Origin of the sequence: Sorangium sp. So ce1014, from assembly GCF_051521505.1 — a bacterium.
Taxonomy (GTDB): Bacteria; Myxococcota_A; Polyangia; order Polyangiales; family Polyangiaceae; genus Sorangium.
In genome coordinates this window covers 9,623,634-9,638,868 of record NZ_CP150356.1, presented here as the reverse complement: position 1 = coordinate 9,638,868, position 15,235 = coordinate 9,623,634, and the positions used below count along the sequence as shown (strand labels likewise).

The 15,235-nt window shown below is 72.0% G+C and carries 11 protein-coding genes and 1 pseudogene; 7 read left to right on the top strand and 5 right to left on the bottom strand.

All coding sequences use genetic code 11. The features are described from left to right. The first annotated feature begins 228 nt into the window (after positions 1–228). Positions 229–2,661, top strand: coding sequence for a replication restart helicase PriA (gene priA / locus WME75_RS36565; RefSeq protein ID WP_437480822.1), 2,433 nt, complete (start codon positions 229–231; stop codon positions 2,659–2,661). Between the two features lie 47 nt (positions 2,662–2,708). Here priA and WME75_RS36560 read toward each other — a convergent pair whose 3' ends face one another. Beyond that, positions 2,709–3,284, bottom strand: a complete 576-nt coding sequence (locus tag WME75_RS36560; protein WP_437480819.1) for a hypothetical protein — start codon at positions 3,282–3,284, stop codon at positions 2,709–2,711. A gap of 381 nt (positions 3,285–3,665) precedes the next feature. Here WME75_RS36560 and WME75_RS36555 point away from each other — a divergent pair, with 381 nt between their 5' ends. Further along, positions 3,666–4,106 carry a helix-turn-helix domain-containing protein gene (locus WME75_RS36555; protein WP_437480816.1) on the top strand — a complete coding sequence of 147 codons (441 nt, stop codon included), beginning with the start codon at positions 3,666–3,668 and terminating at the stop codon, positions 4,104–4,106. Positions 4,107–4,118: 12 nt separating this feature from the next. Here the strand turns inward: WME75_RS36555 and WME75_RS36550 are convergent, their stop codons facing one another. Continuing rightward, complete coding sequence (locus WME75_RS36550; RefSeq protein ID WP_437480814.1) at positions 4,119–4,670, bottom strand: RNA polymerase sigma factor; 552 nt, start codon at positions 4,668–4,670, stop codon at positions 4,119–4,121. A 600-nt stretch (positions 4,671–5,270) separates the two neighbouring features. Between WME75_RS36550 and WME75_RS36545 the strand changes: the two genes are divergently transcribed. Together WME75_RS36545 and WME75_RS36540 are read left to right on the top strand one after the other, a co-directional pair. Next, positions 5,271–6,182, top strand: coding sequence for a prephenate dehydratase (locus tag WME75_RS36545; protein WP_437480811.1), 912 nt, complete (start codon positions 5,271–5,273; stop codon positions 6,180–6,182). Positions 6,183–6,467: 285 nt separating this feature from the next. Then, the gene (locus WME75_RS36540) at positions 6,468–8,486 is read left to right on the top strand and encodes a hypothetical protein (protein ID WP_437480810.1); all 2,019 of its coding nucleotides are present in this window, start codon (positions 6,468–6,470) and stop codon (positions 8,484–8,486) included. On the opposite strand, the gene WME75_RS36535 is transcribed toward WME75_RS36540, so the two are convergent. The 3 genes from WME75_RS36535 to WME75_RS36525 form a co-directional block, all read right to left on the bottom strand. Next, positions 8,470–10,311 (bottom strand): bifunctional metallophosphatase/5'-nucleotidase, encoded by a 1,842-nt coding sequence (locus tag WME75_RS36535; protein ID WP_437480807.1) that lies wholly within the window; start codon positions 10,309–10,311, stop codon positions 8,470–8,472. The two genes, WME75_RS36540 and WME75_RS36535, sit on opposite strands and share 17 nt — an antisense overlap. Before the next feature lie 163 nt (positions 10,312–10,474). After that, complete coding sequence (locus WME75_RS36530) at positions 10,475–11,758, bottom strand: diaminopimelate decarboxylase (protein WP_437480805.1); 1,284 nt, start codon at positions 11,756–11,758, stop codon at positions 10,475–10,477. Positions 11,759–12,094: 336 nt separating this feature from the next. Then, positions 12,095–13,195, bottom strand: coding sequence for a hypothetical protein (locus tag WME75_RS36525; RefSeq protein WP_437480802.1), 1,101 nt, complete (start codon positions 13,193–13,195; stop codon positions 12,095–12,097). A 291-nt stretch (positions 13,196–13,486) separates the two neighbouring features. Here WME75_RS36525 and WME75_RS36520 point away from each other — a divergent pair. The 3 genes and pseudogenes from WME75_RS36520 to WME75_RS36510 all read left to right on the top strand — a co-directional run. Beyond that, positions 13,487–13,783 (top strand): annotated as a pseudogene (locus WME75_RS36520) (transposase); the annotation flags it as partial. Between the two features lie 27 nt (positions 13,784–13,810). Beyond that, a complete protein-coding gene (locus tag WME75_RS36515) occupies positions 13,811–14,218 on the top strand; it encodes a response regulator (RefSeq protein ID WP_437480799.1) in 408 nt (135 codons plus the stop codon). 65 nt (positions 14,219–14,283) lie between these two features. Next, positions 14,284–15,183: a dienelactone hydrolase family protein gene (locus WME75_RS36510; RefSeq protein WP_437480796.1), complete on the top strand. Its 900-nt coding sequence runs from the start codon at positions 14,284–14,286 to the stop codon at positions 15,181–15,183. Positions 15,184–15,235 lie beyond the last annotated feature (52 nt).

Here is a 15,235-nt window from a genome sequence, read left to right as displayed (position 1 = left end):
AAATACGTTCAGATCGCGAACAGCAGAGATGGCACGGACGGTGCTCTATGTCCGGGCAGCGCTGCCGGCGCGGCCTTCCCCCCCCCGAGGCCCCGGCGGCGCTTTTTTTTTGCCTCGTTTCGGGCCTGCACGGGCGCACCGTGCGCGCGCGTGCCGTGGTTCCTCGTCCCGGGCGGCGTTCTCTGGTATCTCGCCCGTGCCGCGCCGCGCGCGGCCTTCCCCGGAGCGATGCCCCTCCTCGCCGATGTTGCGGTGCCCGTCCCGCTCTCGCAGGCCTTCACCTACGAGGTCCCTGCCGCGCTCGCCGGCGAGGTGCGACCGGGGGCGCGGGTGCTCTGCGAGTTCCACCGGCGCAAGCTGATCGGCGTCGTGCTCGCCGTGAGCGAGCGCAGCGCGGCCATCGATCCGTCGAAGATCAAGCCGCTGGCGGCGCTCGTCGACGCGCGCCCGGCGCTGCCGGCCGAGCTGCTCTCGTTCCTGCAGGTGCTCGCCTCCTACTACTTCGCGCCGATCGGGGAGGTGCTCCGCCTCGCGCTGCCGGCGATCGAGCGCGAGCAGGTGCGGGCGCTCAAGGCGCAGGGCGAGCTCGACGGCATGCTCGACCTCGGCCGGGCCAAGCAGGTGGGCGGCCGCAAGGTCGCCTACGCCAGGGCGACGGATGTCGTCGAGGAGCCCGGCACGCTCCGCGGGCAGGCCGCTGCCGTGCTCGCGCTGCTCCGGGCGACCGGCGAGCAGCCGGTCGCGCGGATCGAGGAGCGCTTCGGCAACGCGCGCAGCGCCCTGAAGAAGCTCGCCGAGCGCGACCTCGTCGCCCTCGACGAGCGCGAGCCGCCGCGCGACCCGTTCTTCCGCCTCCCCGAGGAGCGCGACGTGCCCCCCGAGCTCAACGCGGCGCAGGCCGAGGCCGCGGCGCGCATCGACGCGGCGCTCGCGGCGCTGTCCGCGTCCGGGGAAGGGGAGGCGCGCGCGGCCGCCCCGCCCGAGCCGCAACCCGCCGGGCACGAGCCGCAGCCCGCCGGGCCGAGCGCGTTCCTCCTCTTCGGCGTGACCGGCTCCGGCAAGACCGAGGTGTACCTGCGCGCCATCCACAGCTGCCTCGAGCGGGGCCGCGGCGCGCTCGTGATGGTGCCCGAGATCGCCCTCACCCCGCAGCTCGTCGCGCGCTTCCGCGCCCGCTTCGGCGACGAGCTCGCGGTGCTGCACAGCGGCCTCAGCGACGCCGACCGCCACGCGATGTGGGCGAGCCTCCACGGCGGCAAGGTGCGCGTCGCCATCGGGGCGCGCTCGGCCCTGTTCGCGCCGGTGCCGGCCCTCGGCCTCATCCTCGTCGACGAGGAGCACGACGGCTCGTTCAAGCAGGAGGAGGGCGTGCGCTACCACGCGCGCGACATGGCGCTGCTCCGCGCCCACCGCGCCGGGGCGGTGTGCGTGCTCGGCTCGGCGACGCCCTCCATCGAGTCGGTCGCGCTGGTGCGCCGCGGCAAGCTCGTCGAGCTGCGCCTGCCGGACCGCGCGCACCGCGAGGCCAGCCTCCCCGAGGTCACCCTCGTCGATCTCCGCCGCTTCGGCGCCGGCCCCTCGGGCGATCCGCTGATCTCCCTGCCGCTCCACCGCGCGCTCGAGCGGACGCTCGCGGCGAAGGAGCAGGCGATCCTGTTCCTCAACCGCCGCGGCTTCGCGCCGAGCGTCGTCTGCGGCTCGTGCGGGAACCTGACGACGTGCGAGGCGTGCTCGGTCGCGCTGACCTACCACCGCGGGCGGCGCCGCGACGCGCCCGCACCGGCGCCGGCGGGCGCGCCCGCGCCGGCGGCGCCGCTCGACGAGCGGCCGCAGGGCGGGCGGCTGCGCTGTCACTACTGCGACTACGCGGGGCCGTTGCCGGAGCGCTGCGGGTCGTGCGGCTCGCGGACCCTGCTGCTCGAGGGCCTCGGCACCGAGCGGCTCGAGTCCACGATCGCCGAGTCGTTCCCGGAGGCGCGCGTGGCGCGCCTCGACCGTGACGTCGCGGGCAAGGACCGCTCGCAGGCGATCCTCGCGAGGATGCGCGAGGGCAAGATCGACATCCTTGTCGGCACGCAGATGGTCACGAAGGGCCACGACTTGCCCAACGTGACCCTGGTCGGCGTGGTGAACGCCGACGCCGCGCTGGGGCTGCCCGACTTCCGCGCGGCCGAGCGCGGCTTCCAGCTGCTCGTGCAGGTGGCCGGGCGCGCGGGGCGGCGCGACCGCCCGGGCCGGGTGCTCATCCAGACGCGCAACCCCGAGCACCCGGCGATCGCGTTCGCCGCGGCGCACGACGTGCCGGGCTTCCTCGATCGGGAGATCCGCGACCGCGAGGAGGTGGGCTATCCGCCGGCCACGCGCCTCGCGCTGATCCGGATCGACGCGGTCGACGAGGGCGTGGGCCGCGGCGCGGCGGCGAAGCTCGCGGCCCACGCCCGCACGTGTCCGGAGGGGGTCGCGCGGCGCGTCGAGGTGCTCGGGCCGTCGGCGGCGCCGATCGCGCGGCTGCGCGGGCGGTACCGGTTCCGGGTGCTCCTCAGGGCGCGCGAGCGCGGCCCGCTCCGGGGAACCCTCGCGGCGCTGACCGGGCTGATACGGGACGGGCTCGACCGGAACGCGCGGGTGATCATCGACGTGGATCCGGTCGCCATGCTGTGATCGGCGGTCCGCGCGCGGCGTTCCACCCGGGCGCGGCGCGGTCGGCGCTACCCCGGCGCGGCGAGCTCGCCGAGCTCGCCGCGCGACGCGCTCGAGAGCCGCTCGAACTCCGCGCCCAGCCAGTCGAGGAACGCCGCGTCCCACGACGGCCCTTCCGGCCGGGAGGCGATCGCCTCGGCGAGCTCGCGATCCCACCGGCCGTAGACCTCCCGGAGGAGCGCGTGCGCCCGGCGGCTCGCGGCCGAGGCCGGGTCTGCCTGGCCGTCCAGGCGCTCGGCGAAGGCCTCCTCGCACAGGAAGTAATTGCAGGTCGCCGCCCGCCGCTCGGCGGGGACGGTGCAGCCGCGCGCGCCGTGATACACGCACTTCGAACGCCGCGGGGCCGTGCGCTCCTCCCGCTTCCGCATGCGCCGGAGCTCGAGCCCGCGGCTCACGGGGAGCAGGTTGCCGGCGGCGATCTGCTCGAGCAGCCAGGCGCGACCGGCGAGGGAGACGATGCGCCCGATGTCCGTCCAGTCGAGCTCGGGCGGGCTGGCGCAGCACCCCACGGGCCCCTGCGGGCACTGGCCGCACAGCGTCGAGTGCAGCCGGGTGTGCTCTCCTGAAAGCTCCAGACGGATCATCGATGCCCTTGCCGTCCCCCGAGGGGCCGAGACGTGCGCTCGAGACAGCGCACATCCTGGTACGCGACTCGCCAGAAATGACAGAAGTGTCCCGCGATCGCAACCGACGCTGGCCGAGCACCAACCCGGCGCCGTCGCCGGGCGGCGACCTCACGTGAGCCGCGCGTCCGCCGTCGCCAACATGGTGTTCGAAAAGAGCGAGAACTCGCACTCCCGGGCGCTCGTGGAGGAGCTGAATCAGTTATAGTAAGTAACGGGCGTCGACACGCGCGCGGCCGAGCAAAAGACGCGCGAAGGACGCGTGAAAAATGCGCGAAAGACGCGCGAAAGGTGCGATCGTCCTTTTCTGGTCGTGGCGGGAGTTGATAGGCTGCGCCGGCCATGGGCGATGCGCTTCCCAAAGAGGTCGGTCGGGCCATTCGCGTGCTCCGGCTGCTGCACGGGCTCAGCTACGCCGAGTTCGCCGAGAAGGCGCACCTCTCTGCGACGTACCTGCGGCAGGTCGAGCGCGGCGAGCGCGATCTCGGGCTCGGCGCGCTGGCGCTCATCGCACAGGGGCTCAACTGCGATGCTCGCCTTCTCCTGCCCGGCGACGGGAGGAGCCCGGTGTCCGCCGTCGTCGCCGATCGCTTCGACCGCGCGCCCGAGGCGCTCCAGGAGGCGCTGCTCTTCCTGCTGATCGAGCCGGCGGACTCGCCGAAGACGCAGGCCGTCCTCGCCCTCATCCACGATGATCCGGAGCGCGCGCGGCCGCGCTCCCGGCCCCGGCCCGACGAGCGCGGCTCCGTCCCCTCGTCGTCGAGCCGGCGGCCCGGGCGATGAGCCCCTGAGCGGTCACGGCCGCGCGGACGAGAGGAGGACGAGCGCCGGGGCCGCACCGGACGCCGGGTTGCCGCCGTTCTGGGGGTCACTCCCGTCCATCGACGCGAGCCGCTGCGTGACGAGGAGCTGAAACACCGCGATCGCGCGCGTCCGCCGCTTGTAGGCCGTCGAGAGGGGGATTCCGGACTGGCTCGCGAAATCCGCCATCGGGACACCCTCGATGTCGTGGGCCACGAGGACCGCGCTGAGCTCGCCGTCGAGCTCCCGCAGGACCGAGAGCGCCAGCAGGCGATCGCGCTCGGAGATGATCTGCTCCTCGGCCGACGGCTCCTCGAGCACCGCGTCGAAGTCATCCGGCAACGGCTCCTCCTGCCGGCGCCGCGCGCGCTCCGCATAGTGGGACGCGGTGTGGACCGCGATCCGGTTCAGCCACCGGTCGGGCGGGCCGCGCGCCGGGTCGTAGTTCGCGAAGCTCTCGTACGCCGCGAGCATCACGTTCTGGGCGACGTCCCGGCGATCGCGGCGCGGCACCCCCAGGAGACGCAGCCATCGCCGCACGAGCACGATCGTTTTCTTGTCAAAGAGCCGCCAATAAGCCCCTTCCCTGTCGTGCGGCGGCCGTCCACCGTTGCCTCCGTGCCCTGTGCCCGGCATTGCGTAACGATCGTTATCACAAGAAACCAAACTTGCAAAATGCGGTCGAAGCGATCCCAGGCAGAATTTCACCTTTTCGGGTGGTTTAATGTAGGTGTAAGTGGGCGTCGCCGGCGGTGCCCTGGTTCTGCGTATTGCGCGGATGCGGGCTGAAACGTTCGGAAAATCGTCGCACGACGATCGTTCCGGAGATGTAACGATCGTTCATCTTGCGGCTTCGGCGGCGGGGTCTTCCGTTGCGCCGGCCGCGCTCGTGCAGCCGGGCTGCGGCGCGCGCTCGCGGCGCGGTCCAGAGAGCGGGCGGCGGCCCGGCGCGGCTCCTCAGGCGCCGGGCCGCCTCGGCCGATGGGTCGCTTTCCTCGCTGGACGCCACGGCATTGCGCCGGTAGACAGGCGGCGCTCGAATGCACACGTTCCTTCGAAGAATGCCGGCCCCGCGGCGGAACGGCGCGCCCCGCAGCGGGCGTGTCGCGATCGCCCGCGCGGGCTCTGGCGAGGCGCCCGCCGGCCATGTCGGTTGACGCGGGGGAGCCGGGGGCGGCGCGCCGCGACGAGGCGGCGGCGGGCCACGCGGGGGAGGCCCCGGCGCCGCGCCAGCGGGTCGCCTACTTCGGGCGGCCTGGGACGTTCAGCCATGAGGTGGCGTCTCGGCGCTTCGGGGCGAGCGCGGACCTCGAGCCCCGGCGCACCATCTCGGACGTGTTCGACGCCGTGGCCGACGGCGCGGCGACCTACGGCGTCGTGCCGATCGAGAACGCGGTGGGCGGTCCGATCTACGACACCGTGGATCAGCTGATAGGACGCGAGGGCACGGGCGCGGCGCTCGTCGTGTGCGAGGAGCTCTCGCTGCACGTCACGCTGTCGCTCCTCGGCAGGCCGGGCGTGGCGCCGAAGCGCATCTATTCGCACTTCGTCCCGCTCAAGCACTGCGGCGACTGGCTGCGCGAGAACTACCCCGGCGCGCAGATCCTCGCGGCGGAGAGCACCGCCGAGGCGGTCGAGCGCGCGGCGCAGGACGGCGAGGCCTGGGCGATCGGCAACAAGGGCGCGGCGGCGATCTACAACCTCGAGATCCTCGTGCCGAAGCTCGGCGCGAAGGGCGAGAACATCACGCGCTTCTTCGTCGTCGGCAAGACCGCCGAGCCCCCGCCCTCGGGCGGGCGGACGCTGCTCCTCTTCGGGCTGGACCACCGCCCGGGCGCCCTGGTGGCGGCGCTGTCCGCGCTCGGGAGACACCATATCAACCTCACGCGCATCGTCTCGCGCGCGCTGCCGGACAGCCCCGAGGAATACCTCTTCCTCGTCGAGTGCGAGGGCAGCACGGAGGAGCCTGAGTTCAAGGACGCCCTCGCGCTGCTCGAGCAGCACGCGACGGGCGTGCGCTCGCTCGGCTCGTTCCGCGTCAGCCGGAAGTACGAGTAGCGGCCGCGCGCTGCGCTGCTGGGCGCCCCCACCGGCGAGCGGAACAACGCCGCTGGGAAGCGGGAAATATCCTCGCGCCGCGTGGCCTGCGTGACTCCTCTTGTCTTTTCGATAGCCAGTCGCGCCTCGCCTGGGACTAGAACGCTCGCAGCGAGCGGTCTCGCGTTGCTCGCGTTGATCGCGTTGATCGACAGGCAAGGTGACATGAATCTACGTTGGCGATGGCTTTTCGTGGTGGTGCCGGCGCTCATGGGTTCTCTGGAAGCGTGTGAGTTGGGCCCCTGGATGCCGGTATCGCCGGGCGGCGGCGACGGCGACCTGCTCGGTGGGGCGGGCCCGAAGCGGAGGCCCATCGGCGCGAGCTGCAGCTGTGATGCGGACTGCGACGGCGAGGCGGCCGTCTGCATGCTGGGCATCTGCATGCAGCGCGCGGCCGGGCTGTGTGCGGCGCCGAACAGCGAGGAGGGCTGCGCGCCCGGCTCCCGCTGCTTCAACACCGATATCCTGACCGACACGGGGGTGTGTTATCCCGTCCACGATCCCGCGACCTGCGAGGGCGTGGAGAACCGCCATGGCCTTTGCTCGCCTCGGCGCGGCGACGGATGCAACGCGGCCTGCGGCGCGGCGTGCGCCGAGGACACGGTCGGCCCCGGGCGCGTGGGCGCGGCCTGCGACGCGGACGAGGCGTGCTCGCTGCCCGGCGCGACCTGCCATCGCGACGCGGACCCCGCGGCGCCGAACGGCTGGGTCGAGGGGTACTGCCTCGCGTTCGATTGCGCGAGCGACGACGCGTGCGGCCCGGAGGCGGGCTGCTTCCCTGCGGCGGAGGGCGGCGCGCCCGTGTGCATGAACACCTGTGGCAGCGACCTGGACTGCCGGCCTGGCTACGTGTGCCATGTTGTGGACCAGGAGAGCGGGGCCGCGTGCTTCGCCGGCTGCGACGCCGCCGCGACCTGCCCGAAGGGCACGACCTGCCTCGGGGAGCTCTGCGTATCGGACGAGGTCGCGTGCTCGCCGGACCTCCCCTCCGGCTGGTGCCCGGAAGGCAGCTATTGCGACGACGGCGCGTGCCGCAAGGACGCCTTCGTCTGCGCGTCCGAGGGCGACGTGCTCGAGCCCAACGACGACGCGGGAGCGGCGGTGAGCGCGCCCGCGGGCGTCACGGAGGAGCTCACCTTGTGCGAGGGGGACGAGGACTGGTTCAGGATCGTGGTGCCGGAGCGGACGATCGTCCGCGTGGGCATCCGGTTCCGTCACGCCGCCGGCGACATCGATCTCGTGGCCTATGACGGCGAGGGTCGCCTGCTCGGCTCGCGTTACGGCGAGCAGTACCCGTACTCGTACCGCGACCAGGAGACGAACACCGAGTTCTACGGGTTCTACTCCGAGCGAGGCGGCGCCGAGTACCTCGTCCGGGTCGTCGGCCATGAGGGGGGCCAGAACGCCTATGATCTGGACGTGACCTCGACTCCTTACGTCGACGGCCCGAGCTGCGTGGGCGCCGGCTTCTCGTTCGACGAGTGCGCCGGCTTCGGCGACGGCGGCAGCGGGCTCCTGCCGTTCCCGTTCCCCGATCCTGACGACTCGGTGGTCGGCGGCGGTTACGTCTGGGAGACCTTCAGCAACTACCGCTTTGCTCGGCGCGAGCTCATCATGCTCGTCCGCGATGCGCTGGCGGAGACGCTCTGGGCCTTCCCTGGCACGACGCCGCTCTCGCTGATCGACGTCTGCCAGCTGAACGGCGTCACGCCTGGTTACGACGTCGACGACCCGCGCCACCCCGAGTCAACGCACGATCAGGGCGGCAACATCGATATCGCCTATTTCCAGACGGACGGCTCGAACGACGGGGAGATCATCTGCGGGGACGGGTCGAAGCACGAGGACGGATACTGCTCCTCGGCGGCGAACCGGAAGCACTTCGTCGATCTCGAGCGCGAGGCGTTCTTCATGGCGAGGCTGTTCCGCTCGGCGCGCACGCGCGTCATCGGCGTGGACAAGATCATCGCGCCGTTCCTCTCGAAGACCGCCCGGAAGCTGAACGCTCTTCCGGCGCGCGATCGGAGGAAGATCACCGACGACGAGCTCGCGAGCTTCTCGGACCGGATGGCGTACGGCGAGGGGTGGCCGTATCACCACCACCACATCCACCTCAGCATGGACTGGTGGCCGAAAAAGGTCGTGGGCCACGGTGGCGCGGCGGACGCGTCGTTCGCGTCGTCCCCTGCCATCCACCGATCGCCCGGGGCCGCGGCCGAGCAGCGGATGGCGTGGCCTCCTCGGCCGCTCAGGGCACGACCGTGATCCGGTCGAGCGCGGGCGGCGAGACGGGCGAGCTCGCCGCGAAATGGTCTCGCAGGGCGTCGAGATCGAGCGCTCCGCCGAGGCGATCGACGCCGTCGTTGAGCACGGTGAAGCCGTCGCCGCCCGTGGCCAGGAAGCTGTTCACGGTCACCCGGTAGGTCCGCGCGACCTCGATCGGGGCGCCGTTGATCCGGATCGAGGCGATGTCGACCTTCGCGCCGACGGGCGCGCTCTGGCTATAGGAGTAGGTGAAGCCGCCCGACACCTGGAGGATCACGCTCCGCGGCGTGCCCGTCGAGTCCACCCGGAACTGCTGCTCCAGCAGCTGGTCGATCTGCGCACCCGTGAGGGTCATCACGACAAGGCTGTTGCCGAAGGGCTGCACGGTGAAGATCTCACCGAACGTGACCACCCCGTCCATGGGCTCGGTGGGCGAGGCCGCATAGGTCAGGTCGGTGCGGACGCCGCCCGGGTTCATCAGCGCGATCTCGGCCCCGCCTTTGCTCGCCTCGCGCGTGGCGGCGAGCTGGGCGTCGGCGATGACCGCGCCCATCGTGAACAGCCCCGAGCTCAGGGGCGGGACCGTGCGATCGAGCGTCGCCGTGATCGCGCCGACCCGCGCGTTGGCCAGCGGCGCCGAGAGGTCCTTGTAGCGCGTCACCAGGGCCTCCACGCCCGCGTCGGGCGCGTCGCGCGTCACGACGACGTTGTTCGCCGTCTTCGCCGTCACCTCGCCAGTGCCCCTGCTGATCTCCAGATCGATGTCGGTCACCAGCCGCCCGAACGACGCCGCGCTCGTCACGATCCTGTCGCCGAGGAGGCAGTTGTACGCCTGGTGCGTGTGTCCGGTGACGATCACATCCACGGCGGGGTCGACGTTCGTGGCGATCTCGATGATGGGGCCCGAGATGTCGGGGCACTCATTGAAGTGGCCTGTCGGGAGCCCTCCCTCGTGGAGCAACACGACGATCGCCTCGATGCCCTGCGCCTGGAGCTCCGGGACGATGTCGTTCACCGTATCGACCTCATCCATGAACGACAGCCCCGCGACGCCGATCGGCGTCACGATCGACGGGGTGTCCTCGAGCGTCATGCCGATGAAGGCGATCTTCACGCCGTCGAGCTCGCGGACGTCGTAGCGCGGGAACAGCGTCCTGCCGCTCGCCGTGTCCACGACGACGTTGGCGGCGAGGAACTGGAAGCTCGCGCCTGTGAAGGGGGTGCCGTCCGCGCAGCCGTCGACCGGGCTGCACCCGCCCGACTGCATCCGGAGGAGCTCGGCGGTGCCCTTGTCGAACTCGTGGTTGCCGACGCCGTTGATGTCGAGGCCGAGCAGGTTCATGGCCTCGATCGTGGGCTCGTCGTGAAACAGCGCCGACACGAGCGGGCTGGCGCCGATGAGGTCGCCGGCCGAGACCACCACGGTATTCGGGTTCGTGGCGCGGAGGGCGGCGACGTGCGACGCGAAGTAAGCGACGCCGCCCGCGTCCACCTGCGTTGCGTCGGACAGGGTGATCCTGCCGCTGCTGCCCGCGGGGGGCTCCAGATGGCCGTGGAAGTCGTTGAAGGCGAGGAGCTGCACGCTCACGGTGTCGCCGCCGCTGGTGCCGCCCGCGCCGCCGCCCCCGGTGCCACCCTCGCCGCCCTGTCCGCCGGTGCCCGCCGCGCCGCCGCCGCCGGTGCCGGTGCCGGTAGCGCCGCCGGTGCCGGTGCCGGTGGTGCCGCCGCCCGAGCCGGTGCCCGTGGTGCCGCCGGACATCTCGGGGGGGCTCGTCGCCCCATCGTCTCCGCAGCCCGCGCCGGCCACCGGCGGCACGCACAGCATCGCGCCGAGAAGCGTGGCCCGCCACGCTCGCGCGCATCGCCCCAGGACTCCGGAAGCACCGCTCGCTCTCATCGTCGCTCCTCCACTCCGCTGCGCTCGCCCCCCAAGGCTCTCACAGGCTGGGTTCGCGTGGAAACAGTCGTGTGAACGCCCCGCGGCGAGCTCATGGCTGGCCGCGGCCGCGGCTCCAGAACGCGACGACGTCCTCCGGCCGCTCGCGCTCGCGCAGGACCCGGAGGTCGCCGCCGTCGACGCCGAGCACCGCGGGGATGCCGCGACTGCAGTGGCGAGACCACATGCTCAGCGTGTACGCGCCCGTGTCGCGGATGAGCACGAGATCCCCGGGCGACAGGTCCGGCAGCGGGAGGTCGCGGGCCAGCACGTCGCCGCCGAAGCAGAGCGGACCGCCGAGGGTGCACGGCGAGAGCGGCCCCTCCTTGGGCGCGGCGTCGGGGTCGAGCGCCACGAAGTCATGGTGCCAGTCGTCCGGGTGATAGGCGCGGCGCAGCAGGAAGTCGGCCCCGAGGTGCAGGATCGCGGTCCGCCCGGCCGAGTCCTTCTTCACGTACTCGACGCGCGAGACGGCGAAGCCGCAGCCCGCCTGGACCCAGCGCCCGAGCTCGGTGATCAGCGTGGTCCCCTCCTCGAAGAGCGTCGGCGCCTCGCGGCGCAGCGCGGCCGCGTAGTCCTCCAGCGCCGGCGGGCGGTCCGTGCTCCGGTAGGCGACCGGCAGCCCGCCGCCGATGTCCATGACGCCGGCGGCACCCGGCCCCAGCGCGCTCCGGATCTCCTGGCGCAGCGCCTCGACGCGGCGGATCCCGTCGATCAGCTGCGCCAGCGCGCACCCCTGCGAGCCCACGTGCACGTGCAGCCCGGCGAGCCACGGATACCGCGCGAAGGCGGCGCGCACGGCGTCGGCCTGCTCGAGGGGGACCCCGAACTTGGAGCGCCGGTCCGCGACGCTTGTGAGGGCGATGCTGGAGGCCCCGACCTGCGGATTGATGCGCAGCCCGATGCGATCGGCCGCCCCCTCGGGCCGGACGAGCTCGTCGATGCGCTCGAGCTCATCGAGGTTGTCGGCATTGAGCCGCACGCCGAGGCGGAGGGCCTCCGCGATCTCGGCGCGCGTCTTGGCGGGGGAGTCGTAGACGATGCGGCCGGGCGGGCAGCCGGCGGCGAGCGAGAGCTTCACCTCCTCGAGCGAGGCCGCCTCGAGCCCCGCGCCGCCGTCGACCGCCGCGCGCAGGACCTCCACGAGGGGGTTCGCCTTGATCGCCACCGTGTGGAGGGCGTCCGGCGGGAACGCCGCGCCGATCCGCCCGATCCGCGCCCGCATGCGCCCGAGGTCGTGGAACAGGACCGCAGGCTCCACCTCCATCCCGCGGCGCCGCGCCTCGCGGAACGCGCGCGCCATGCTCCCGGGATCCAGCCGATCCGCGTCGCTCATGGGACCTCCCTACCGCAGTGTGGCGTCCGGGAGGCGGATTGTCCGCCCCGGCCCGGCCCCCGCGACGCCGTGACCACGAGCAGCGGCGCGACCCATGTTTCCAGGATCTCTCGCGCGCGACGTCCCGCGGCGGCACCCGGGCGCGCGCCGCCCTGCGAGGCGCTCGCCCGCTGGCGCGGGACGAGCAGCCGCTCGCGGATCACGCCCGCGTCGCCTCCGCGGCGGCCCACGGGATCACGGGATGTCGAGGTGGGGTTCAGGTCGGTCGGGGGCCGGCGACGCGCCGTGCCCGCGGACCGCAGCGACGGACTCGAGGGACGAGACTTCGAGTCAGCTCTAGGTCGGCTCCACAGCGATCTGCATCTGAGCGATCACGATATCCCCGTTCATCACGGCCTTGGCACGAAGGTTGCTGTTGCCCGGTTCGTCGGCCTTGATGGCGCCTGCGTACGCCGTCGCCAGACCCCCGGTGGTGCGCGCCTGGTACGGCTCGTACTTGGTATGAACGGAGTCGGTGAAGGCGGGATCGAAGTAGAATTGCGTCGTGAAGATGTGGCTTCCACCTCTGTACGTGGTGCGACCCATCGACGTCGATCCCTTCTTGAAGCAGACGAAGTGGATGTGAACATCGCGGCCGTTGTACCAGCCAGGGAAGATGCTTTGGAACGAGACGACGCCGTCTGCGTTCGTGGTTTGCACGCCGCGACAGAAGCGGTCACTGACGTCGAGATCGTTCTGACTCGGCCTGCCCGCGTACGGCGAGTCGGGTTTCTGTTCGTTGGCAGTGCCCCTGGTCCCGAAGCCGCTGTAGAACCCCTGCCCGTCCGTGTGCCAGATGTAGACGTCCACGTCGGCCAGGCCTACGCCCTTGCCATTGCAGTCGGGCTTGCTCAGGTCGAGCACGCGCAGGTGGAGATGCATCTCCACACCGGCAGGTGCACTTTCATTGTAGCGACCACGAATGTCCTGCCGGAACAGGGAGATGTCGTCGCCCTTCTCGAGCTCGTGAATGAAGAAGGGGCCCTGACCGGCGCCGTCCGTCTTGTTGAACGCCGTGCACATCGGCACGTCGTCGAACGGCGGCGCAATGAGGCCGTCACCGCCGCCGCCGCCGCCGCTGCCGCCGCTACCTCCAACGCCCGGCTCGGTGCCTCCCGTGCCTGAGCCGCCCGAGCCTGCCGTGGTGGAGCCCGGTCCCGCGCCGCCCGAACCGGAGCCCGATGTGGTGGCGGGGCCGGCCCCCCCGCCTCCCGTGCCCGAGCCAGTGGTCCCGCTGGCCCCGGAGCTCGTAGAGCCTCCGGCGCCGGTCGGATCCGACTCGCCGCCATCTCCGCACGACACGGTGACGGCGATCGCCCCCAGCCCCAGGAGGGCCTGCCGCCGGTCAACGTCCCTGAGCGACGGGCCCTGGGTCTCGGTATCTCGTTCCTTGCTCATAAGCAGCTCTCCTCAGGTGGTCGATGACCTGTCCGTCCAGCTGGATAAGGCGCCGAAAAGGCAGCATCTTCCCAAGAACGGCAACATTAAAGCATGACGGCGCGGAGCGTGGAAGATGGGACCCGAGCCGATCCCATCTTCCCGCCCTCTTGTAGTTATCTACCGCTGTTTCACGCGGATCGGCGCGTCATGGATCCAGGGTGACGGGGGTCTGCGTGCCATCCTGGATCCGCTTGCGCAGGACCTCGAGTTGCGCCGCTGGGGGTCCCATGATTCCGGTCGGCATCGGTCAAGCGCCAGTCTACCGGATCAGCTGGCAAGATCGCCAGCTGCCAGATCGGTGTCAGTCTGACCGTGAGCAACGGACTGGCGCATTCGTCGATTGGGTTCGAGCTGTTTCTGCCGGAAGCGTGGGGCAACAGTCCAGCTCGCCGGCGCGAGAAGGTCTGCCCATTGGACTTGCCCCGAGGCGAGGCGAGGCGAGGCGAGGCGGAGCGCGGAGCGCGGAAGCGGAAGACGGCGCGCGCCCGGCCGCCGGGGTCGGAAAATTCGCGACCGCTTTTGCTTTTGCTGTTTCTGTTGTACTAGGCGCCCCGAGAGCCCCGCAGGCCCCCTATGACGCGCATCCTTCTCATCGATGACTCCGCCGCGATGCGAGCGCACATGGGGGCCGCGCTCGAGAGGGCGCCCCAGCTCGGGCCGGCGGTGGAGATCGTGGAGACGGCGAGCGGGTTCGCGGCGCTCCGGTTGATGCACCGCGGCGCGTACGACGCCGTGATCATCGACATCAACCTGCCGGACATCGACGGGCTGGAGCTCATCCGCTTCATCCGGCAGAGCCGGCACCACCGCGACGTCGCGCTCGTCGTCGTCTCCACGATGTCGTCGGCGCGCGAGCGCGAGCGCGCCTTCCGGCTCGGCGCCCATGCGTTCGTCGCGAAGCCGTTCTCCCCGGACACCCTCGTGTCCGCCGTCCGGCGGGGCGTCGCGTCGAGCCAGCTGCGCCTGCGCGTCGCCACGTAGGCGGGCCCGACCTCCCCGCGCCGAGCCTTCCGGCGCGCCGCCCCGAGCTGGTAGGGTGCGCGGCCATGAAGCTCCGCTCGCTCCTCCGCCGCCTGGCTGCGCCGCTCGCGCTGCTCGCGGCGACCGCCTGCTCTGCCTCGTCTCCCCCGCCGCCCGCCGAGCCGCCGGCGGGCGCCGCCGCCCCAGCACCCGCGCCCGCGCCTTCCGGCGCCGCGGACAGCCCGACCGGGTTGCTCTCGGAGGAGGACTTCAAGGCGCTCCACCAGCTCCGGTCGGACAAGGCCCCGCCCGCGCGCGGACAGACGGTCGAGGTGGCCGGGACGCGGGCGTACCTGAGCCTGCCGCGGGACGCGAAGCCGCCGATCCCGGCCCTCGTGGTCGTCCACGAGTGGTGGGGCCTGAACGAGCACATCAAGCACTGGACCGACCGCCTCGCGGAGGACGGCTATGCCGCGCTGGCCGTGGACATGTACGGCGGCAAGGTCCCGACCACGCCCGACGACGCGATGGCGGCGATGAAGGCCGTCGACGAGGCCAAGGGGATCGAGACCGTGCGCGCCGCGCACCGCTTCCTCTCGACCGACGCGCGCGTCCTGGCGCCGCGCACCGGCTCGATCGGGTGGTGCTTCGGCGGCGCCTGGTCGCTCAAGCTCGCCCTGAACGAGCCGGAGCTCGACGCCGCCGTCCTCTACTACGGCCGGCTCGTCACCGATCCCGCGCAGCTCAAGGCGATCAAGGCGCCGGTGCTCGGCGTCTTCGGCAACATGGACAAGGGCATTCCGCCCGAGGTCGTCAACGAGTTCGACAAGGCGCTCCACGAGGCGAGCGTCGAGCACGAGGTGCTCCGGTACGACGCCGACCACGCCTTCGCGAACCCCTCGGGAGAGCGGTACGACACGAAGGCCGCGGCGGACGCCTGGGAGAAGGTGCGGCGGTTCCTGGCCGCGAAGCTGAAGGGGCAGTGATCGGCGAGGCGGGACCCCGTGGGGGTCCCGGTCCTCCGGCGTTCGATCTCAG